20 protein-coding genes are annotated in these 21,339 nt (G+C 71.1%); 11 read left to right on the plus strand and 9 right to left on the minus strand.

Annotated elements, in window-relative coordinates; all coding sequences use genetic code 11:
* Window positions 1–30: 30 nt before the first annotated feature.
* The 5 genes from HW837_RS24595 to HW837_RS24615 are packed head-to-tail and all read left to right on the plus strand — an operon-like array spanning window position 31 to window position 3,685.
* On the plus strand, window positions 31–1,104 hold the full coding sequence (locus HW837_RS24595) for a PhoH family protein (protein ID WP_093789155.1): 1,074 nt from the start codon (window positions 31–33) through the stop codon (window positions 1,102–1,104).
* 14 nt (window positions 1,105–1,118) lie between these two features.
* A complete protein-coding gene (gene ybeY / locus HW837_RS24600; RefSeq protein ID WP_033530060.1) occupies window positions 1,119–1,616 on the plus strand; it encodes an rRNA maturation RNase YbeY in 498 nt (165 codons plus the stop codon).
* A complete protein-coding gene (locus HW837_RS24605) occupies window positions 1,613–2,920 on the plus strand; it encodes a hemolysin family protein (protein ID WP_045557481.1) in 1,308 nt (435 codons plus the stop codon). The genes ybeY and HW837_RS24605 overlap by 4 nt, the downstream gene beginning before the upstream one ends.
* A complete protein-coding gene (locus HW837_RS24610) occupies window positions 2,917–3,276 on the plus strand; it encodes an MmcQ/YjbR family DNA-binding protein (protein ID WP_193380084.1) in 360 nt (119 codons plus the stop codon). The genes HW837_RS24605 and HW837_RS24610 overlap by 4 nt, the downstream gene beginning before the upstream one ends.
* Before the next feature lie 49 nt (window positions 3,277–3,325).
* Complete coding sequence (locus HW837_RS24615) at window positions 3,326–3,685, plus strand: cytidine deaminase (protein WP_193380083.1); 360 nt, start codon at window positions 3,326–3,328, stop codon at window positions 3,683–3,685.
* A gap of 25 nt (window positions 3,686–3,710) precedes the next feature.
* Here HW837_RS24615 and HW837_RS24620 read toward each other — a convergent pair whose 3' ends face one another.
* Complete coding sequence (locus tag HW837_RS24620) at window positions 3,711–5,291, minus strand: hypothetical protein (protein ID WP_045557478.1); 1,581 nt, start codon at window positions 5,289–5,291, stop codon at window positions 3,711–3,713.
* A 429-nt stretch (window positions 5,292–5,720) separates the two neighbouring features.
* Between HW837_RS24620 and HW837_RS24625 the strand changes: the two genes are divergently transcribed.
* Window positions 5,721–6,197 (plus strand): hypothetical protein, encoded by a 477-nt coding sequence (locus HW837_RS24625; protein ID WP_045557477.1) that lies wholly within the window; start codon window positions 5,721–5,723, stop codon window positions 6,195–6,197.
* 71 nt (window positions 6,198–6,268) lie between these two features.
* On the opposite strand, the gene HW837_RS24630 is transcribed toward HW837_RS24625, so the two are convergent.
* A complete protein-coding gene (locus HW837_RS24630; RefSeq protein WP_045557476.1) occupies window positions 6,269–6,607 on the minus strand; it encodes a P-II family nitrogen regulator in 339 nt (112 codons plus the stop codon).
* Between the two features lie 3 nt (window positions 6,608–6,610).
* On the minus strand, window positions 6,611–7,942 hold the full coding sequence (locus HW837_RS24635) for an ammonium transporter (protein WP_045557751.1): 1,332 nt from the start codon (window positions 7,940–7,942) through the stop codon (window positions 6,611–6,613).
* A gap of 154 nt (window positions 7,943–8,096) precedes the next feature.
* Here HW837_RS24635 and era point away from each other — a divergent pair, with 154 nt between their 5' ends.
* Together era and HW837_RS24645 are read left to right on the plus strand one after the other, a co-directional pair.
* Window positions 8,097–9,059 (plus strand): GTPase Era, encoded by a 963-nt coding sequence (era, locus tag HW837_RS24640; protein ID WP_177261760.1) that lies wholly within the window; start codon window positions 8,097–8,099, stop codon window positions 9,057–9,059.
* Between the two features lie 92 nt (window positions 9,060–9,151).
* Window positions 9,152–9,871, plus strand: a complete 720-nt coding sequence (locus HW837_RS24645) for a bleomycin resistance protein (RefSeq protein ID WP_093789159.1) — start codon at window positions 9,152–9,154, stop codon at window positions 9,869–9,871.
* 69 nt (window positions 9,872–9,940) lie between these two features.
* On the opposite strand, the gene HW837_RS24650 is transcribed toward HW837_RS24645, so the two are convergent.
* From HW837_RS24650 to HW837_RS24670, 5 genes are all read right to left on the minus strand, one after another.
* Window positions 9,941–11,878 (minus strand): protein-arginine deiminase domain-containing protein, encoded by a 1,938-nt coding sequence (locus HW837_RS24650; protein WP_093789160.1) that lies wholly within the window; start codon window positions 11,876–11,878, stop codon window positions 9,941–9,943.
* Between the two features lie 285 nt (window positions 11,879–12,163).
* Entirely contained in the window at window positions 12,164–13,417 is a 1,254-nt protein-coding gene (locus tag HW837_RS24655; protein ID WP_045557473.1) for an MFS transporter, read from the minus strand.
* The gene (locus tag HW837_RS24660; RefSeq protein ID WP_045557472.1) at window positions 13,414–14,748 is read right to left on the minus strand and encodes a GH1 family beta-glucosidase; all 1,335 of its coding nucleotides are present in this window, start codon (window positions 14,746–14,748) and stop codon (window positions 13,414–13,416) included. Before HW837_RS24660 ends, HW837_RS24655 begins: the two co-directional genes overlap by 4 nt.
* Window positions 14,749–14,836: 88 nt before the next feature.
* Window positions 14,837–15,103: a protealysin inhibitor emfourin gene (locus HW837_RS24665; protein ID WP_045557471.1), complete on the minus strand. Its 267-nt coding sequence runs from the start codon at window positions 15,101–15,103 to the stop codon at window positions 14,837–14,839.
* Between the two features lie 59 nt (window positions 15,104–15,162).
* Window positions 15,163–16,233, minus strand: a complete 1,071-nt coding sequence (locus HW837_RS24670) for a M4 family metallopeptidase (RefSeq protein WP_045557470.1) — start codon at window positions 16,231–16,233, stop codon at window positions 15,163–15,165.
* Between the two features lie 419 nt (window positions 16,234–16,652).
* Between HW837_RS24670 and leuA the strand changes: the two genes are divergently transcribed.
* The 3 genes from leuA (at window position 16,653) to HW837_RS24685 (ending at window position 20,348) form a co-directional block, all read left to right on the plus strand.
* Window positions 16,653–18,374, plus strand: coding sequence for a 2-isopropylmalate synthase (leuA, locus tag HW837_RS24675; RefSeq protein ID WP_093789161.1), 1,722 nt, complete (start codon window positions 16,653–16,655; stop codon window positions 18,372–18,374).
* Window positions 18,375–18,593: 219 nt separating this feature from the next.
* Window positions 18,594–19,325: a tellurite resistance TerB family protein gene (locus HW837_RS24680; RefSeq protein ID WP_045557468.1), complete on the plus strand. Its 732-nt coding sequence runs from the start codon at window positions 18,594–18,596 to the stop codon at window positions 19,323–19,325.
* Window positions 19,326–19,577: 252 nt separating this feature from the next.
* On the plus strand, window positions 19,578–20,348 hold the full coding sequence (locus HW837_RS24685) for a hypothetical protein (protein ID WP_177261761.1): 771 nt from the start codon (window positions 19,578–19,580) through the stop codon (window positions 20,346–20,348).
* Between the two features lie 28 nt (window positions 20,349–20,376).
* On the opposite strand, the gene HW837_RS24690 is transcribed toward HW837_RS24685, so the two are convergent.
* On the minus strand, window positions 20,377–21,312 hold the full coding sequence (locus HW837_RS24690) for a dihydrodipicolinate synthase family protein (RefSeq protein ID WP_093789162.1): 936 nt from the start codon (window positions 21,310–21,312) through the stop codon (window positions 20,377–20,379).
* Between the last annotated feature and the right edge of the window lie 27 nt (window positions 21,313–21,339).

Below are 21,339 nucleotides of genomic sequence, written 5' to 3' on the forward strand. Positions count from 1 at the left end.
AGGAGGAACCGCGGCCTACAGAGCCGGCCCATGACTCAGACACGCACAGCTCACACCCCCGCGCAGGGCAAGGCGAGAGCGCAGTTCACCGTCCCCGCGGCGCACCCCATGGTGACCGTGCTGGGTTCCGGCGACTCCCTCCTGCGCGTGATCGAGAAGGCCTTCCCGGCGGTCGACATCCATGTCCGGGGCAATGAGATCAGCGCGGTCGGCGACGCCCCCGAAGTCGCTCTCGTCCAGCGCCTGTTCGACGAGATGATGCTGGTGCTCCGCACCGGACAGCCGATGACGGAGGATGCGGTGGAACGCTCGATCGCCATGCTGAGGGCGAGCGAGAACGGGAAGAGCGAAGGCCAGGAGACCCCGGCCGAGGTGCTGACACAGAACATCCTGTCCTCGCGTGGCCGCACGATCCGCCCCAAGACGCTCAACCAGAAGCGGTACGTCGACGCCATCGACAAGCACACCGTCGTCTTCGGCATCGGCCCGGCCGGTACCGGCAAGACGTACCTCGCCATGGCCAAGGCGGTCCAGGCCCTGCAGTCCAAGCAGGTCAACCGGATCATCCTGACCCGCCCGGCCGTCGAGGCCGGCGAACGCCTCGGCTTCCTCCCCGGCACCCTCTACGAGAAGATCGACCCCTACCTGCGTCCGCTGTACGACGCGCTGCACGACATGCTCGACCCCGACTCGATCCCCCGGCTGATGGCCGCCGGGACCATAGAGGTCGCGCCGCTGGCGTACATGCGCGGTCGCACGCTCAACGACGCCTTCATCATCCTCGACGAGGCGCAGAACACCTCGCCCGAGCAGATGAAGATGTTCCTCACCCGCCTCGGCTTCGACTCGAAGATCGTGATCACGGGAGACGTGACGCAGGTCGACCTGCCGAACGGCACGAAGTCCGGTCTGCGCCAGGTGCAGGACATCCTGGAGGGCCTGGACGACGTGCACTTCTCCCGGCTGTCGTCGCAGGATGTCGTCCGGCACAAGCTCGTCGGCCGTATCGTCGACGCGTACGAGAAGTACGACAGCGAGCACGGCACCGAGAACGGCGGCCACCAGGGCGGCCGGGGCAGGCAGTCCGGGCCCAAGGGGAAGTAGACAGACACCGCACCATGTCGATCGACGTCAACAACGAGTCCGGAACCGAGGTCGACGAGCAGGCGATCCTCGACATCGCCCGCTACGCGCTGACACGGATGCGCATCCACCCCCTCTCCGAGCTCTCGGTGATCGTGGTGGACGCCGACGCCATGGAGCAGCTGCACATCCAGTGGATGGACCTGCCCGGTCCCACGGACGTCATGTCCTTCCCGATGGACGAGCTGCGGCCGCCGTCGAAGGACGACGACGAGCCGCCGCAGGGCCTGCTCGGCGACATCGTGCTGTGCCCCGAGGTCGCCGAGAAGCAGGGCAAGGAAGCCGATACGCAGCACTCCATGGACGAGGAGCTCCAGCTCCTCACCGTCCACGGGGTGCTGCATCTGCTGGGGTACGACCACGAGGAGCCGGACGAGAAGGCCGAGATGTTCGGCCTCCAGGCCGCCATCGTGGACGGCTGGCGCGCGGAGAAGGGCTTCACCGGCCCCTCCCCGGCACCGACCGTCTCATGAGCGCGTCTCTCATCGGTGGTGCGGTCGCCCTGGTCGTCGTCGCCTGGCTCGCCGCCTGCGCGGAGGCGGGCCTCGCGCGCGTCTCCAGCTTCCGTGCCGAGGAGGCCGTACGGGCCGGGCGGCGCGGCAGCGCGAAGCTGGCGCAGATCTCGGCGGACCCCACCCGCTATCTGAACGTGGCGCTGCTGGTGCGCGTGGCCTGTGAGATGGCCGCCGCCGCGCTCGTCACCTACGCCTGCCTGAAGCAGTTCGACGCGACCTGGGAGGCCCTGGTCGTCGCCATCGGGGTGATGGTCCTCGTCAGTTACGTGGCCGTCGGCGTCTCCCCGCGCACCATCGGCCGCCAGCACCCCCTGAACACGGCCACGGCGGCGGCGTACGTGCTGCTGCCGCTGGCCCGGATCATGGGCCCGATCCCGAACCTGCTGATCCTCATCGGTAACGCGCTCACGCCCGGCAAGGGCTTCCGCCGGGGCCCGTTCGCCTCCGAGGCGGAGCTGCGGGCGATGGTCGACCTCGCGGAGGCGGAGTCCCTGATCGAGGCCGAGGAGCGCCGCATGGTGCACTCCGTCTTCGAGCTGGGGGACACCCTCGTGCGCGAGGTGATGGTCCCGCGCACCGACCTGGTCGCCATCGAGCGGTACAAGACCATCCGCCAGGCCCTCACCCTCGCCCTGCGCTCCGGTTTCTCACGCATACCGGTCACCGGGGAGAACGAGGACGACATCGTCGGGATCGTCTACCTGAAGGACCTGGCCCGAAAGACGCACATCAGCCGGGACGCCGAGAGTGAACTGGTGTCCACGGCCATGCGCCCGGCCGTCTTCGTCCCCGACACCAAGAACGCCGGTGACCTGCTGCGCGAGATGCAGCAGGAGCGCAACCACGTCGCCGTCGTCATCGACGAGTACGGCGGCACCGCCGGCATCGTCACCATCGAGGACATCCTGGAGGAGATCGTCGGCGAGATCACCGACGAGTACGACCGGGAGCTGCCGCCGGTGGAGGACCTCGGCGACGACCGCTACCGCGTCACCGCCCGCCTCGACATCACCGACCTCGGCGAGCTGTACGGCCTCGACGCCTACGACGACGAGGACGTGGAGACCGTCGGCGGCCTCCTCGCCAAGGCCCTGGGCCGTGTCCCCATCGCCGGCGCCTCCTCGGTCGTCGCCCTGCCGGACGAGCGCGAACTGCGGCTCACCGCCGAGGCCGCCGCCGGCCGCCGGAACAAGATCGTCACGGTGCTGGTGGAGCCGATCGGCCCCGCCGAGGTGCCGGAGGAGGAGAAGAAGTCCGAGTGACCCCCCAGGAGTTGCGTGCCTTCTGCCTCTCCTTCAACGAGGCCGTCGAGGACTTCCCCTTCCGTCCGGAGATCTCGGTCTTCAAGGTCCTCGGCAAGATGTTCGCCCTGAGCTGGATCGACCAGCGCCCCCTGAAGGTCAACCTCAAGTGCGACCCCGAGGACGCGGTCCGGCTGCGCACCGAGTACCCCGGCCTCATCACCCCCGGCTATCACATGAACAAACGCCACTGGAACACCGTCGCCCTCGACGCGGGCCTCCTTGACCGCCTGGTCGAGGAGCTGATTGAGGACTCGTACGACCTGGTGGTGGCGGGTCTGCCCCGTGCCGAGCGGCTGCGGCTGGACCGGAGGTGACCGGACCCCGGCGCGTGGCGGACCGGCCGGGTCTCCGTATGCTCGGCTCATGACCGACAGCAGCGCGCACGACCTCGGCCCCGAGGACCGGAAGATCGTCACCCTGGCCCGTTCCGCGCGGGCCCGCAACGGGGTGCCCGAGGGGGCGGCCGTACGCGACGAGACGGGCCGGACCTATGTCGCCGGGACCGTGGCCCTCGACTCCCTGCGGCTCAGCGCGCTGCGCACGGCCGTCGCCATGGCGGTGGCCTCCGGCGCGAAGTCCCTGGAGGCGGCGGCCGTGGTGACCGCCGCGGAGACCGTCTCCGACGAGGACCGGGCCGCCGTGCGGGACCTCGGCGGGCCGCAGACCCCGGTTCTGCTGGCGGGGCCGGACGGGTCGGTGCGGGCGACGGTGACGGCGGGCTGAGGACCGCGCCCGCCGGGAAGTCCCGCTAGTTCTTCTGCAAGGTGCGGGTCACTCCCGCGATGACGGCCGTCGTGAGGATCCAGCCGAGGGCGATCAGGGCGTAGGCCAGCCACTGGAGGGTGCCGTCCGTCCAGTACCAGGCCGTGCGCTGGCCCAGGCCGCCGATGGGGACCAGCAGGTCGAGGGTGTAGACGAGCGGCTGGAAGGGCGCGCCCTCGTCCTGTTTCACCGCGGTGGGGGTGGCGGTGTCGAACGCCGTCGTCCCCAGCAGGACCAGCGCGAGCAGCCAGACACCGGCCAGCCAGGGGCGGTAGCCGTAGCCGACGGTCGCGTCGAGGAGGTGGCCCCAGACGCGGGCCGCCGGGGAGAGCGTGCTCCGCCGGTGCCGTTGCTTGGACAGCAGCACCCGGCGGGCGTCGTCGTCGTGCCCGACCTTGCGGTACCAGGCCGCGAGTTGCTCGTACGGCTGCGGGCTGTAGCCCGGGCTGCGGCGTATCCACTCCACGCGGCGCCGCACGGCCGCCGGACCGCTCACCGCCTCCCGCCGCTCACCGTTCGTCTCCGCGGTCTTGATCGAGCCGTAGACGAAGCCGTCCAGCTCCACGACCCCGGGCCAGCTGTGCGCGCTCTCGTGGAGGTACGACACCTGGGCGCCCCGCAGATCCACCGCGCCCGTCGGCCGTCCGGCCAGGGCGAAGTCGAAGTCGGCGGCCTGCATGAGCATGGCCATCAGGGCCGGGCCGGTGCCCGTTCCGCCGTCGTCGCCGGGTGGTCCGTTCAGGACGGCGCCCTCGAAGGACAGGTTGTCCGTGATCCGGGCGCCGCGCAGGCGGACGGTGCCGTGGGAGACGAAACCCTCGGAGCAGTCGACCGTCTGGGCGACCGCGTTGTCCAGGGCGAGGGTCACCCCGTGCGGGCCGGGCCGTTCCAGGCGGGCCCCCTGGAGGAACAGTCCGCCGGGCAACTGGGCGCCCAGCAGCCGTATCTCGCCGTCGGCGACGAAGCCGCGCCGGCAGAAGAGGCCTCCTTCGACGACCAGGCCGCCGGCGGCCATCGCCCAGCCGCCGGGTGCGATCAGCCGGGCCCTGTTCAGCATGATGCCGCCGGCCACATGGGCGTTGACCAGCGACAGGGCGGTGCTCGCGCGATGGAAGGGGGAGGAGGGCGGCCCGGCCTCCACCTGGGTGCCGTGCAGGTCGAGACGTCCGCCGATCCGGCTCGCCCCGGCCTCCAGCCGGGGCACCCGGCTGCCCATGATCGCGACCGTCCGGGTCTCCGCCCCGTACAGGTTCACCTCCCGCTCGAACCAGCAGCCCTCCAGCCAGAGGGGATGCTCGATCCGGGCACCGGCCAGGTCGACATGGCCGGAGATCCGCGCGCCGGCGAGGGAGAGCGAGCCGACCGCGCCGGGCCGCTGGGCGGCGTTGGCCCCCAGCAGCAGCGCCATGATCACCGTCGCCCGTACCGTGCGCCCGGGCCCCCAGTCCTCGCCGCCGGCGACCCGGTCCTCCTCGGGCACCCCGGTCCTGAGGTCGACCCGCCGTCCTTCCGGAAACGCGTCCCACAGCTCACGTTCCGGCCCCGTCAACTCCTCGTAGGTGAGCACCGGTCCAGAGTAGTGATCTTCGGTCCGGCGGGGGGACCGGCGGGCGCTCGCCGCATAGTGTTACGGCCGGTAACAGCCCTCCGAGCTGCGTGGAAATCTTGCGCGGGCGAGTGGACACCCGGCCCGCGCTACCGGCGAAAGCGTGCGGCGCGGGACAGATCGGCTCACCGCCCCCACACCGCCGGGGCGTCGGCCGGCACCCGGGCGAACGGCTTCGGCCACTTTCGCCGACCCCTGCCGCAACCGGCGGAGCAACTCTTGCAATCTCGGCCCGCGCACGCCTCAATGGAGCCGTTCTCCTGGCGGACCGTCATATTCCGCCGCGCGGCCGCGCATTGCATCGCCCCCACATGGCAACGCCCGTACCGGGACGTACGGGGCTTCCCCAGGCCCCGTGCACCTCCCGTACCAGGGAAGGGAATTCGCTCGATGACACGCATACGACTCGGAGTCGGCGCGGCGCTCGCGGCAGGGACGCTGGCCGTCACCGGACTCGCGTTCGCGCCGACCGCCCTCGCGGTCACCCCCGAGACCGCGACCATCAACGCCAGCTGCACGATCGGCGGCGCCGGCGCGGCCACGCTCACGGCCACGCAGAGCGGTACGACCGCCACCGTCACCCTCACCTCCGAGGAGATCACCGCGCCGATCGCCCTCGCCGAGGACTCCATCCAGTCCACGCTCACCTTCGTCAAGGCGAGCGGCGGCACGACGGCCTTCACCGGCACCGAGAACCCGGCCCTGGCCGCCGGCGACGGCATGGTGGTGGGCCCGCTCACCGGCACCGTCGCCCCCGGTGACAGCCTGGAGGCGTTCGGCGGCTCCCTGCAGATGGTGGTCTTCGGCATCACCGTGACCTGCACGGCGAGCGGACCGCAGTCGCCGGGACCGTTCGTCTTCGACTGAGCCGAGCGCCCATGAGTGAGGGGTGGTGCCGCCCTCGGGCCGCACCACCCCTGCTGTTCGGTTCCGTCGCCTCAGAGCGCGTCGGGACCCCGCTCGCCGGTCCGGACCCGTACGACCGTCTCCACCGGCAGGGCCCACACCTTGCCGTCGCCGATTTTGCCGGTCTGGGCGGCCTTGACGATGGTGTCGATGACGTCGTCGCTCACCGCGTCCTCGACGACGATCTCGATCCGGACCTTGGGCACGAGGTCGACCTGGTACTCGGCACCCCGGTACACCTCGGTGTGACCGCGCTGCCGGCCGTAGCCGCTTGCCTCGCTGACGGTCAGACCGTGCACGCCCATCTCCTGGAGGGCGGTCTTGACCGCGTCGAGGCGGTACGGCTTGACGATCGCGGTGATGAGTCTCATGCCTTAAGCCTTGGCCTTCTGCGTGGAGGACGGGGACGGGACGGACGAGCTGACCGGGGCGCCGTGGCCCAGGACGCCGTGATCGTATGCCGTCTCGGCGTGCACCGTAAGGTCGAGACCGGTGTGCTCGTGCTCCTCCTCCGCGCGGAAGCCCAGCACCTTGTCGATCAGCTTCCCGATGCCGTACGTCACGAGGAACGCGTACGCCCCGACGGCGACCACGGCCACCGCCTGCTTGCCGAGTTGGGCGAGACCGCCGCCGTACAGGAGGCCCTCGGCGCCGCCGGTCATCGACCGGGCGGCGAAGACACCGATCAGGACCGTGCCGATGATCCCGCCGACCAGGTGGACGCCGACGACGTCGAGCGAGTCGTCGTAGTTCAGCCGGAACTTCCAGCCCACCGCGTAGGAGCAGACGACACCCGCGGCGAGGCCGATGACCAGCGCGCCGAGCAGCGAGACCGAGCCGCAGGACGGGGTGATCGCGACGAGGCCGGCCACCGCGCCGGACGCCGCGCCCAGCGTCGTCGGGTGGCCGTCGCGCTTCTGCTCGACGAAGAGCCAGCCGAGCAGACCGGTGCAGCCGGCGGCGAGCGTGTTGAGGAACGCGGCGGCGGCCAGGCCGTTGGCGCCGAGCGCGGAGCCGGCGTTGAAGCCGAACCAGCCGAACCAGAGCAGGCCCGCGCCCAGCATGACCATCGGCAGGTTGTGCGGGCGCATGGCGTCCTTCTTGAAGCCCAGACGGGGGCCGAGGACCAGGCACAGGGCCAGTCCGGAGGCGCCGGAGGTGATCTCCACCGGCAGTCCGCCCGCGAAGTCCAGGGCGCCGAGGTCGCTGAGGATCCAGCCGCCAGGACCCCACACCCAGTGGGCGACCGGAACGTATACGAGCAGCGCCCACACCGGCACGAAGACCAGCCACGCCCCGAACTTCGCGCGGTCCGCGATCGCGCCGCTGATCAGCGCGGCCGTGATGATCGCGAAGGTCAGCTGGAAGGTGGCGAAGAGGACGGTGGGGACGGTGCCGTGGACGCTCGCGGGGTCGATACCGCTCATGCCGAGGTGGTCGAGGCCGCCTATGAGCCCGCCGAAGGCGTCGTCGCCGAAGGCGAGCGAGTAGCCGGCGGCCAGCCACACCACGGTGACCAGCGCGATCGAGACGAAGCTCATCATCAGCATGTTGAGGACGCTCTTCGTGCGGACCATGCCGCCGTAGAAGAGGGCGAGGCCCGGTGTCATCAGCAGGACCAGGGCGGTGGCGGCGAGCAGCCAGGCGGTGTCGCCGGTGTCGACGGCCGGTGCGGCGAGGGGCGCGGCCAGGGGCACGGTGGGCACGGTGGACTCCAACGGGTGCGGGGGCTCGTCAGAGGGTGATCGGCGTGCGTTTCGGGACGCGTACGGGTGTGTTTCCGTGACGTTTCGTTGCGTGAGGGTTTCGGAAAGCTCACGGTCCGTGGTGGGTACGGCGGGGCTCCGAGGATCAGGGAGAATGGGCGCCATGAGCGTCCGTACCCAGTCATCCGAGCAGCCGGCCGAGGCCGCCCACCGCGCCGGCTTCGCCTGCTTCGTGGGCCGCCCCAACGCGGGCAAGTCCACCCTCACGAACGCTCTGGTCGGCCAGAAGGTGGCGATCACGGCGAACCAGCCGCAGACCACGCGGCACACGGTCCGGGGCATCGTGCACCGGCCGGACGCGCAGCTGATCCTGGTCGACACCCCGGGGCTGCACAAACCGCGCACCCTGTTGGGCGAGCGCCTCAACGACGTGGTCCGCACGACGTGGGCCGAGGTGGACGTCATCGGCTTCTGCCTGCCCGCGAACGAGAAGCTCGGTCCCGGTGACCGGTTCATCGCCAAGGAACTGGCGTCCATCAAGAAGACACCGAAGATCGCGATCGTCACCAAGACCGACCTGGTGGACAGCAAGGCGCTGGCCGAGCAGCTGATCGCCATCGACCAGCTCGGCAAGGAGCTGGGCTTCGAGTGGGCCGAGATCGTGCCCGTCTCGGCCGTCGCCGACAAGCAGGTGGATCTGCTGGCCGACCTGCTCGTCCCCCTGCTCCCGGAGGGCCCGGCCCTCTACCCCGAGGGCGACCTCACCGACGAGCCCGAGCAGGTCATGATCGCCGAGCTGATCCGCGAGGCGGCCCTGGAGGGTGTGCGCGACGAGCTGCCGCACTCCATCGCCGTCGTCGTCGAGGAGATGCTCCCCCGCGAGGACCGTCCCGCCGACAAGCCGCTCCTCGACATCCACGCCTTCGTCTACATCGAGCGCCCCAGCCAGAAGGGCATCATCATCGGCCCCAAGGGCAAGCGCCTGAAGGAGGTCGGCATCAAGTCGCGCAAGCAGATCGAGGCGCTGCTGGGCACGCCGGTCTTCCTCGACCTCCATGTGAAGGTGGCGAAGGACTGGCAGCGCGACCCGCGCCAGCTCCGGAAGCTGGGGTTCTGAGGGGGCGGCGACACTCCGTGCGGAGGGCGGCCGTGTGAACGGTCGCCCTTTAAACGGTCGCCCCTCTGGTCAAGTTTGACTAGTGTCGGGGTATGGGCGAGAAGACGATTCCGATCCTTCCGTGTCAGAGCCTCCAGCCGCTCCTCGACTTCTACACAGCGCTCGGCTTCGAGGTCACCTTCGAGCAGCGCAGCCCCAACCCGTACGCCGTGGTGGAACGCGGCGGCGTCGAGCTGCAGTTCTTCGGGCTGAGGACCTACGAGCCGACCGCCTCGGTCAGTACCTGCTACGTGGTCACCGATGACGTCGACGGCCTGTACGCCGCGTTCCGTGCCGGGCTCAAGCGGGCGTACGGGCGGGTGCCGACGCGGGGCCTGCCCCGCCTCGGACCGCTGAAGGACATGTCGTACGGCATGCGGCAGTTCCTGATGACCGATCCGGGCGGCAACTGCGTACGGGTGGGGCAGCCGACGAGCGAGGACCAGCACCACCGGCCCGCCCCACGGGAGACCTACGCGCGGGCCCTGCACCACGCCTCCCTGCTGGCGGACTCCCGGGACGACCCGGCGGCCGCGGCGAAGGTCATCGACCGGGTGCTGCGGCCGGCGGAGGGCGCACCGACCCCCACGGCGTCCCAGCTGGTGCGGCTGCTCGTGCTGCGCGCCGATGTCGCCGCCCGCACGGGGGACGAGGAGACGGCGGCGGACGCGATCCGGCGCGCCGGGGCGGTGCCGCTCACCGACGAGGAGCGGCAGGAGGCCTCGGACAGCCTCCTGCGGCTGGAGGACCTGCGGGGCCGGGAGCGGGCATGAGAGAAGCCGCCGCCCCGGAGTTCCGGGGCGGCGGCCGTCAGGTCGTGCGGGGTCCGGCGGTGGCCGGTGTCAGCGCGTCCACCAGGCGGCGGAGGTGCTCCGCAGGGTGTTCGTGCCGCAGTGGATCTCGCCCATGCCGAGGTGGTACGTCTCCCAGTCGTCCAGGTACGACACCTTCATGCCGGCGCTCGTGTACGCGGCCGTCACCGCCTCGCCGAAGATGTCCTTGCCGCCGATGACCGGGCCCCACTGGCGCGGCGCCAGGTAGTGCGTGCGGCTGAGGACGATGCCGTTGACCGCGCCGGGGACGTACGCGCTGGTCATCACCGAGGGCGCGGGCGCCGCGGGGGACGCGGCACCGAAGCCCTCCCGGTTCTTCGCGCCCTGGTCCGCCGTCGTCTCGTCGAGACGGCGCTGCTGGCCGTAGTCCCGTGCCACGTCCGGGAGTTCGGCGCCGGCGCCGAGGCGGGTCAGACGGGGGAGACGGGTCTTGTCGTCGCCCGACTGCGTCTCGCCGACCATCTCCGTGCCCTGGGTGTAGAGGGCCGGGACCCGGACGATCTCGGCGTCGGTGACGCCCGTCTCGCGCTTGAGCACCGCGAGGTTGGCCTCGATCTTGCGGGTGGCGAGGTTGTTGTCGGAGACCAGGGTCTTGGAGGCGAGGGCCTTGCTGATGGTCTCCGTGGGGCCGAGCTTCAGGGAGAACATCTTCGTCGAGCCGTGGCCCGCGGCCTTCGCGTCACGCAGCAGCTGGAGCCCCGCCTCGGGGTCGGCGATCGCGATCTTCCAGCCGCGCGGGGTGTCGGCGGGCAGGAACTGGACGAACTCGTCGACGTGGCCCACGTGCAGCCAGGACGTGTCGAGGAACAGCGGGTCCTGCATGCCCTGGGACTTCAGGAACGTCCGCATCACCTTGGCCGGCTTGGAGCCGACGTCCGGGCGCTGCCCCATGATGATCCGGCCCGCCGGGAAGGAACGGTCGCCGTGGGCGTACGGCGGAATGGTCTCCAGGTTGCCCATGGAGTTGAGCGTCCACTCCTCCGAGTCCTTGGCGCCCGTCACCTGCACGGCACCGATGTTCGGGCCCCGCATCTTCTCGAACAGCTCCCGGCCGGCCTCCCGGTCCAGCTGGGCGGAGCGCAGCATCACCCGCATGGCCTGCCGCTTGCCGTCCGCGCCGGTCATGCTGACGTACGCGGGCTCGACGAAGTCCTGCGCCCAGATGTCCCCGTACTTGGTGAAGTTCACCGTCGGCCGGGTGATGCCGGCGTCCTTGGCCGCCTGGTCCAGGCCCTTGCGGAAGGCGGCGTTGAGCTTGCCGTAGTTGCCGCCGGAGATCTTGGTGACCAGCAACTGCTGGGCGTTCTGCAGGTGGTGGTGGGTGAGGAGCGGGGCGACGCGCAGGGTGACGGAGTCGGCGGTGGTGCCCTTGGAGGACTTCACGGTCAGCCGGACCCGGGCCGTCCCGTCCCACTTCGCGGTGTCCCGGATGACGTCCTTGGCCTCGACGCCGAACTCCACCCCGGCCTTCAACTCGGCCCGCGACAGACGGGTCTTGGCGGTGACGGGCTCCCACTTGGTGCCCCGCTTGACGAACACCCGGGTCTGCTGGGCGCCCGCGGTGACCTTCACGCTGCCCTGCGCCCCGGCGGGGACGCCCGCCATCGGCACGGACCGGACGCGGGCCAGGTCGGCGGCGTCGGCGGTGCCGTTCACCTTGGTGTCGGAGGCGTCGTTGCAGGCGGCCAGCTTGGCGTCCGTGAGGGGCTTGCCCTTGGGGCCGGTGGCCGGGCAACGGCGGGTGTCGTCGTCGATGTTGGGCAGCATCAGGGCGCCGCGGGCGACGGTCCAGCCGTTCTCGCCGGAGGTGTCGGTGGTGCCGGTGACGTCGACCTTGCCGTCGCGGTTGGTGTCGACGCGCAGATCGGTCGGGGGCGCCCCGGCCGCGAAGGCCGAGGGCACCGCCAGCGACGGCGTCGCGAGCAGCGTGCCGGACACCGCCAGCACGGCTATCGCCTGCCGTGCGGGGCGGGTTCGGGATGGTCTGGTTGAACGCGTAGGCACAGGGCGTCCCTTCGGCGGCGAGGGTGGTCAGCACTGAAGACGGCGGAAGGCGCGTATCCGTTGTCTGTGCGCCCGCTGTGAAACACGTGATCTGCCGCACGCCGCACGCCGCACGCCGCACGCCGCACGCCGCACGCCGCACGCCGCACGCCGCACGCCGCACGCCGCACGCCGCACGCGCGGGACGCCCGACGCTTCGCCCCCGGACGCGGGTCGGGCGCGCGCGAGCTACTCCACGCCCCGGATGCGCCCCACCAACACCGCCCCCGCCAGTCCGATCACCGCCGCCACCAGGTACAGCGCCCGGTAGCCGCCGGCGTACGTCACGATCGGGGCCGCCAGCACCGGAGCGGCCACCTGGGGAAGGGAGTTGGCCACGTTGATGACGCCCAGGTCCTTGCCCCGGTCGAGGGCCGCCGGGAGGACATCGGTCATCAGGGCGAAGTCGACCGAGGTGAACACCCCGAAGCCCAGGCCGAGCAGGGCCGAGGCGACGATCGCGCCGGGCCAGGTCGGCCAGAGGGCGATGAGACCCGTCGCGGCCGCCATCAGCATCCCCGACCAGTACACGAACGGCTTGCGCCGCCCCACCCGGTCCGACCACACCCCGGAGACCACCACCGTCGCCAGCAGCGTCGAGGCGTTCACCACGGTGAGGATCAGCACGCCCTCCTCCGGGTCGGGGTACCCGACCCGGTCCCGCAGGTAGAACAGCAGGTAGAGCAGGCCGACGCTGTTGCTCAGATTGATCAGGAAACGCGTCAGCCACGCCCACGCGAAGTCCGGGTACCGCCGCGGGCTCAGCCAGAAGCCCGCCAGGAAGCTCCGCCACGACCACGCCGGCCGGGCCGCCGCAGGCAACCGCGGGTCCCGGTGCCCCAGCACATACGGCAACACGCCCACCAGCGTGAACACCGCGCACGCCGCGTACCCCGCGCCGACGCCCCCGCCGAGCGTCGCCAGCCCGGTGCCGCCGACCACGCCCAGGATCTGCGCCGCCCCCAACCAGCCGCCCACCGAGCCCCGTTGGAGACGCGGCACCTGGTCCGGGACCGCCGCGGTGACCGCCGCCCAGGACGCGTTCAGGGTGAGCTGCACCAGACACCAGCCGGCCGCCATGGTCCACAGCCCGCCCGCGCCCGCGAGCAGCAGCAGCGACACCGCCCCGCCCGCCGACCCCACGACGATCCACGGCGTACGGCGGCCCCAGCGGGACGCCGTCCGGTCCGACAGCGCCCCGAACAGCGGCGTGGCCAGCAGCGAGACGATCGCACCGGCGCCGGTCACCCACGCCAGCACCGACTCCTTCGACATGCCCGCGCCGGGCGCGAAGTCCTCCGCCTGCGAGGCCAGCAGGATCTGCAGCGGGCCGTACCAGCCCACCCAGATCGCCCCGTTGGCCAGCGCCAGGGCGGAGGTCCAGCCCCCGCCGACCCGCTCGACCGGTTCGGCGAGGGCGTCCGTCGGCCTGGTCGTCGTCATCCTCTGCTCTGCGCCCGCAGCAGGTCCCGGAACCAGGCGTACGACGCCTTCGGGGTCCGCTCCAGCGTCTCGAAGTCCACGTGGACCAGGCCGAACCGGCGCGCGTACCCCTCGGCCCACTCGAAGTTGTCCAGCAGGGACCAGACGAAGTAGCCGCGGAGGTCGACGCCCGCCTCGGACGCCGCGTGCAGGGCGCGCACATGGCCGTCCAGGTAGGCGATGCGCTCCTGGTCGTCGACGCCCTCGTAGGAGCAGCCGTTCTCGGTGATGACCACGGGCGGCAGCCGGTCGCCGTAGCGGTCGCGGAAGGTGGTGAGGAGTTCGGTGAGGCCCTCGGGGACCACCGGCCAGCCGAAGTCGGTGGTCGGGACGTTCTCGATCTGCTTGACGGTGAAGGGGAGTTCGGCCGGGATGGAGACTCCGCCGAACTCGATGTCCTCACCCTCGGGGGCGCCGACCCGGGTCGGCGCGTAGTAGTTGACGCCGTACCAGTCGATCGGCTCGGAGATGATCTTCAGATCGGAGCCGATGTCCGTGCCCGGCATCAACTCGCCCAGTCCCTCCGGGTATTCGCCCAGCAGGACCGGCTCCGCGAACAGCCGGTTGAGGAGCAGGTCGTAGAAGCCGGCCGCCTCCACGTCCGCCTGCTCCTGGGAGGCCGCCCAGGTCGGTCCGTGCGAGTTGGCGATGCCGATGTCCGTGACTCCGGCCGCGCGCAGGGCCCGTACGGCGAGGCCGTGGCCCAGCAGCTGGTGGTGGGCGGCCGGGAGCGCGTCGAACATCAGCTGCTTGCCGGGCGCGTGGGTGCCGAGGGCGTGGCCCAGCAGCGTGTGCTCGGCGGGCTCGTTGATGGTGATCCACTTGCTGACGCGGTCGCCGAGCCGGGCCGCCACTACGGCGACGTACTCGGCGAACCGCTCGGCCGTGTCCCGGTTCAGCCAGCCGCCGCTCTCCGCCAGCGACGACGGCAGGTCCCAGTGGAAGAGGGTCGGCACGGGGCGCACGCCGGCGCCGATCAGCTCGTCCACCAGACGGTCGTAGAAGTCCAGGCCGCCCGGGGTGTTCACCCGGGGCCAGGAGATCGAGAAGCGGTACGCGCCGACACCCAGGTCGCGCAGGAGGGCCACGTCCTCCGGGTAGCGGTGGAAGTGGTCGCAGGCCACCGCCGCCGTCGAGCCGTCCTTGATCCGGCCCGCCTCGGCCGAGAAGGCGTCCCACACGGACGGCTCGCGCTCGCCCGCGGCCCCCTCGATCTGATGCGCGGAGGTCGAGACGCCCCACAGGAAGCCTGCCGGGAACTGGGGTATCGGGTTGGTCGCGTTCGTCGCCATGGGCGGATCATCCGTACCACGGGTAACGGAAGTCAACGCCCCAGGGTGAAGTGCCCGTTACGCGCCCCCGGGGCCCCAGCGGGGCTGCTCACGCCCCCTCCTTGAGCACCCTGCTGATCAGCTCCCGCTGTGCCTCGGACAGCCGGGGGTCCGCGCAGTGCACGGTCCGGCCGTCCACCGTGATCTCGTACGAGAAGCCGTCAGGCACCCCGAGCGGCGGCGAGCCCCGGCCGGCGGTGAGGGCCCGCTCGGCCAGGGTGTGCCAGTCCTGGGCATCGGGCCGCCCGGCGGTGTCCACCACCGCGTGCCGCTCGATGCCCGCGAAACCGCCCGTGCGCCGCACTTCGATACGCATGCGTCATGTGTAGTACGGAACGGGGCCGCGGCGCAGCACCGCACCGCCGCCGCGCCCCACTACAGCGTCCGTACGCCCACCTGCTCCCAGGCCTTCAGCACCGCCGTCAGCTCGTCGCCCTGGCCGTAACGGTCCTTCGCGGCCTTGACCGTGAGCGTGGCGAAGTCGACGAAGAGGGCCTGCTTGTCCAGTTCGCCGCCGGTGAGGACGTCGTACCAGATCTGTCCGGCCCGCTCCCAGGCGTGGCCGCCGAGCGCGGTGGCCACCAGGTAGAACGCGTGGTTGGGGATACCGGAGTTGATGTGCACGCCGCCGTTGTCGCGGCCGGTGCGGACGAAGTCGTCCATGGTCGCCGGCTGCGGGTCCTTGCCGAGGACGTCGTCGTCGTACGCCGTGCCCGGGGCCTTCATCGAGCGCAGCGCGACTCCCGTGACGCGGGGCGCCAGCAGACCGGCGCCGATCAGCCAGTCCGCCTCCGCGGCGGTCTGGCCGAGCGTGTACTGCTTGATGAGGGCGCCGAAGACGTCCGACATCGACTCGTTGAGCGCGCCCGGCTGACCGAAGTACGTGAGGTTCGCCGTGTACTGGGTGACGCCGTGGCTGAGTTCGTGGCCGATGACGTCGATCGGGATGGTGAAGTCGAGGAAGATCTCGCCGTCCCCGTCGCCGAACACCATCTGTTCGCCGTTCCAGAAGGCGTTGTTGTAGTCGCGCTCGTAGTGCACGGTCGCGTTCAGCGGCAGGCCGTTGCCGTCGATCGAGTCGCGGGCGAAGGACTTCCAGAACAGTTCGTACGTGGCGCCCAGGCCGGCGTACGCGCGGTTGACCGTGGCGTCCTTGCCGGGCGTGTCGCCCTCGCCGCGGACTTTCCTGCCGGGCAGGTCCGTGCCGTGGCGGGCGTCGTGGATGGTGCGGTGCGGTGTGCCCTCCTCGGCGCCGACGGGCGCGGTGATGCTCGGGGCGCCGATGACGGTGGTCAGCCGGCGGTGGGTGCGTTCGAGTGCGTCGCGCTCCAGGGTCTTGCGCGCGGCGCCGGCGAGCACCGGGTCCTCGGCCTGGGAGAGCTTGTCGAGGACGTGGGGTGGGACGACTGTGCAGAAGACGGGCTCGTGGCCCCCGTTGGTGGTCATGTCTCGCACGATTGCACTCCGTTGGAGGGCTGTCACTGGGGGCAACCATGATTGGTGAAATGTCGCCGTATGGGTTGCGATTCGTCATCACCGTGTTACTGAGGGTTGAGTGCGGGCTCTCTCGTGGGCGGGGCTTCTCGCGCAGTTCCCCGCGCCCCCGGCGGGGCGCTCCTGCCGGCCCGTGTGGCCTTGCGCACCTTTTGTCCGGATCGGTTCTCCGGTCCCGCATACTGATACGACCCCGCACGGCAGAAACGGCTCGGCTAAGCTGCTCCGCATCATGCGTTTCGGGCTGCTTCTCCTTAGCTGCCGCGGCGAGGGCCTGTACTAGAGGCCGACCCCCTCCCCGCGGTGCTTTGGCGTTGTGTCGTCGGCCGTCCTTCCCGGCAGTGGCCGGACCATCGAGGAGCCCACGCATCATGGCGAACCGCCAGCAGCCCACGTCCATGCCGATCCACAAGTACGGGCGTTACGAGCAGGTCGACATCCCCGACCGCACGTGGCCGAACAACCGGATCACCGTCGCCCCCCGCTGGCTCTCCACCGACCTGCGTGACGGCAACCAGTCCCTGATCGACCCGATGTCGCCCGAGCGCAAGCGCCGGATGTTCGACCAGCTGGTCAAGATGGGCTACAAGGAGATCGAGGTCGGCTTCCCCGCCTCGGGACAGACGGACTTCGACTTCGTACGGTCGATCATCGAGGAGCCGGGCGTCATCCCGGACGACGTCACCATCTCCGTACTGACCCAGGCCCGTGAGGACCTGATCGAGCGGACCGTGGAGTCGCTGAAGGGCGCCAAGCGGGCGACCGTCCACCTGTACAACGCCACCGCCCCCGTCTTCCGCCGGGTCGTCTTCCGCGGCTCCAAGGACGACATCAAGCAGATCGCCGTGGACGGCACACGGCTGGTGATGGAGTACGCGGAGAAGCTGCTGGGCCCCGAGACCGAGTTCGGCTACCAGTACAGCCCCGAGATCTTCACGGACACCGAGCTGGACTTCGCGCTGGAGGTCTGCGAGGCGGTCATGGACGTCTGGCAGCCCGGTCCGGGCCGCGAGATCATCCTCAACCTGCCCGCCACGGTGGAGCGTTCGACCCCGTCCACGCACGCGGACCGCTTCGAGTGGATGGGGCGCAACATCTCCCGCCGCGAGCACGTCTGCATCTCCATCCACCCGCACAACGACCGCGGCACCGCCGTCGCCGCCGCCGAACTGGCGCTGATGGCCGGCGCCGACCGCGTCGAGGGCTGCCTGTTCGGGCAGGGCGAGCGCACCGGCAACGTCGACCTGGTCACCCTGGGCATGAACCTGTTCTCCCAGGGCGTCGACCCGCAGATCGACTTCTCCGACATCGACGAGATCCGTCGCACGTGGGAGTACTGCAACCAGATGGAGGTCCACCCGCGCCACCCGTACGTGGGCGACCTGGTCTACACGTCCTTCTCCGGCTCCCACCAGGACGCCATCAAGAAGGGCTTCGACGCCATGGAGGCGTCCGCGCAGGAGCAGGGCAAGACGGTCGACGACATCGAGTGGGCCGTCCCGTACCTGCCGATCGACCCCAAGGACGTAGGCCGCTCCTACGAGGCCGTCATCCGGGTCAACTCGCAGTCCGGCAAGGGCGGTATCGCCTACGTCCTGAAGAACGACCACAAGCTGGACCTGCCGCGCCGGATGCAGATCGAGTTCTCGAAGCTGATCCAGGCGAAGACCGACGCCGAGGGCGGCGAGGTCACCGGCTCCGACATCTGGGCCGTCTTCCAGGACGAGTACCTGCCGAACCCCGAGAACCCCTGGGGCCGGGTCCAGGTCCGCACCAACCAGTCGACCACCGACACGGACGGCGTGGACACGCTGACCGTGGAGGCCGAGGTCGACGGCGTGGAGACCACCCTGGTCGGCACCGGCAACGGCCCGATCTCCGCGTTCTTCCACGCGCTGCAGGGCATCGGCATCGACGCCCGCCTGCTGGACTACCAGGAGCACACGATGAGCGAGGGCGCCTCCGCGCAGGCCGCCTCGTACATCGAGGTCGCCATCGAGGACAAGGTCCTGTGGGGCATCGGGATCGACGCGAACACGACGCGTGCGTCGCTGAAGGCGGTCGTCTCCGCCGTCAACCGCGCGGCCCGCTGACCAGCCTGACCGGCGGTTTGAACGCCCCGTTCGCCGGATTCCGGCGGACGGGGCCCGTCGTTTACCGGCCAAACCCTGTGCAGGTCGCGGGTAGGCCTCGTCCGGAGTACTGACTGCGCCTCACCGATGTGGCTAACATCACGCAAGCGCGGCGATGATGCCGAGGGGGCACTTCCCGCGCCCAAGGGGCCGTGTGTGGGGGAGTTACGGAGGTGCGACGTGCTGCCAGGACGGGACCCGATCGGCCGTGCCGCCGCGCTCGCCCGCGACGGGCGGACCAGCCGTGCCACCGGCTTCTCGCGCGTGCTGGGCACCCGGATCGCGTGGACGGGCGTCGGTGACGGCGAGTTCTTCTGTCCCGGCTGCGGGGGCGACCGCAACTACCAGCGCCTCACCGGCCGCCGCCGCTTCACCCTCCTCGGCGTCCCCGTGCTGCCCCGCGGCGAGACCGGGCCCGTGGTCGAATGCGCGGCCTGTCGCCACCACTACACCCTCGACGTCCTCGACCACCCCACCACCACCCGCTTCTCCGCGATGCTCCGCGACGCCGTCCACACAGTCGCCCTCGCGGTCCTCGCGGCCGGCGGCGCCGCCTCCCGCACCTCACTCTCCGTCGCCGCCGGCGCCGTGCGCTCCGCCGGGTTCGACGACTGCACCGAGGACCAGCTGGGCGCCTTGGTCGAGGCCTTGGCCGCCGACACCGGCCGCGTCCACGGCGAACCCTGCGGCCCCGGTCTCGCCATAGAGCTCCACGAGGCCCTGGACCCGCTGGCACCGCACCTCGCCCCGACCGGCCGCGAGGAGATCCTGCTCCAGGGCGCGCGGATCGCCCTGGCGGACGGGCCGTACACCCCGGCGGAACGGGACACGCTGGCCACGGTGGGCGCGGCGCTCACCATCTGCGCGGACGACGTGACCCGACTCCTCGCGACGGCCCGGACCCCGTCCTAGCGCCCAGCCATCACCACCCCTGCGGCTACGGCCACAGCCACAGCCTCCGACCGACCCCCGTACCGGCTGCCGCCGTTCACACTCACGTACCGAAGTCGTACGTGCGCCCTGTGTCGACCCCCGCCCGGCTTCCACTTGGGCGCACGCTGGGGGCGCGAGAGAGCGAACAGCGGCCGGAAACTGCGCCCCCGTGCGCGGCTGGGCGGGCGCGAAACGCTGCGGTATCAATGATCCTCGGAAACGGGGAGGACCATGTCGCAGACAGGTGCGGGGTCAGGTGGCGGTGCCGCCCAGAACGGGCAGACTCCGGGCAACGGAGGTGGAGGGGCGAGCGGGGACGGTGGGGACGGTGGAAGCCAGGACGCCGGTTCCGGGAAGAAGGGCATAGCCATTCTGATCGCCGTCATCGGCGCGTTGGCGGCGGTCGTGGCGGCGGCGATCCAAGTGCTTCCGGACATGATCGGCGGTTCCGAGGAGAGTTCCGGTAAAGGTCCCGAATCCACCGTCTCCGCGACGCCGAGCAGCGACCCGTGTGATCTCGACCGGCTGGAGGGCGCGGAGGAGTCCTGGGTCCGGCCCGCCGCTCAGCGACCGCACCCCAAGCTGCTCGCCGACCGGAAACCGAGCGTGCTCACCAGGGTGGACGGCGACGCGAACCCCGGTATCAGTGTGCGGGGCCGGCTCCAGGTGTCCGTGCCCGACGATCAGGTCCTGTACCTGGTACGGCAGCCGGACAGGAACACGCGGGACGAGGAAGGCCGCCCCGGCTCGCATCAGTACTATCCGGCCGCTCTCGTGACCCCGGACGGCGACGGCTGCTGGGGGGACACGAACCGGCAGGTCGGGTATGACGGGGCGAAGGGGATCACCGAGATCTACTACGTGTGTCTGGTCTCGCGCGAGCAGGCGGACAGGTTCGCCAGGGACCGCGCGGCCGATGGCTGGGACGGCTACGGCGCTCACCAGTGGCGGTCCGTCGGTGCGACCGACGTGCTCTCCTTCAGGGTTCCGACGGTGACGTAGACCGGGTACCTCCCCCGCGCACGGCGCCTCAGAGCAGGCCCGCCGCCGCCAGGTACTTGCCGACTCGTTCGGTCTCCGCCTGCGACAGGGGGATCTGGGGTTCCGCCGTGGCAGGGCAGGCGATGACGCCGCGCAGGTGCAGGGCGGCCTTGAAGGCGCCGAGCGCGGCGGAGGATCCGCCCATGCGGGCCGGGTCACCTGCGCCGACCATGGCGAAGAGGGCGCACAGGCGCTCCTGTTCGGCGCGGGCCCGGTCGAGGTCACCGGCACGGAAGAGGCGGTAGAGGCGGACATAGCCGGCGGGGTCGACGTTCGCCAGCCCCGGCACGGCCCCGTCGGCGCCCAGGGCGAGCGCGGAGTCGACGAGCAGCTCGGAGCCGGTGAGGGCGCTGAAGCCGGTGACGGCGGGGTCGGTGCGGGCGCCGGTGACGACCCCGCGGAACGCGGCCAGGTCGCCGCTGGAGTCCTTCAGGCCGGCCAGCACCCCGTCAGCCGCCAGCTCCAGGACCACCTCGGCGGGCAGCCCGCAGTGCACGGCGGACGGGATGTCGTAGGCGAGGACCGGGACGGGGGAGCCCGCGGCGAGCAGCCGGTAGTGGCGGGAGATCTCCGCCGGGTGGGTTCGCGTGTAGAACGGGGCGGTCGCCACGACGGCCTCCGCTCCGGCGGCGGTCACGGCCCGGACGTGGTCCAGGACGCGCGGCGTGGTCATGTCGATCGCCCCGGCGAGGACGGGGAGCTGCCCGCCGACGTGACCGACCACCGTCTCGACGACGACGCGCCGCTGCGCGTCCGTCAGGAAGGCCGCCTCCGACGACGAACCGAGCACGAACAGCGCGTCCACACCGCCCGCCACGAGATGGTCGACCAGCCGGACCAGCGAGGCGGTGTCCACCTCGCGGTCCGGTGTCAGGGGCGTGCAGACGGGCGGGACGACACCGGTCAGCGGGGTGGGGAAGGTCATGGCGGCTCCCTGGTGCTCGGACATCGC

The organism is Streptomyces caniscabiei, from assembly GCF_014930365.1.
Taxonomy (GTDB): Bacteria; Actinomycetota; Actinomycetes; order Streptomycetales; family Streptomycetaceae; genus Streptomyces; species Streptomyces caniscabiei.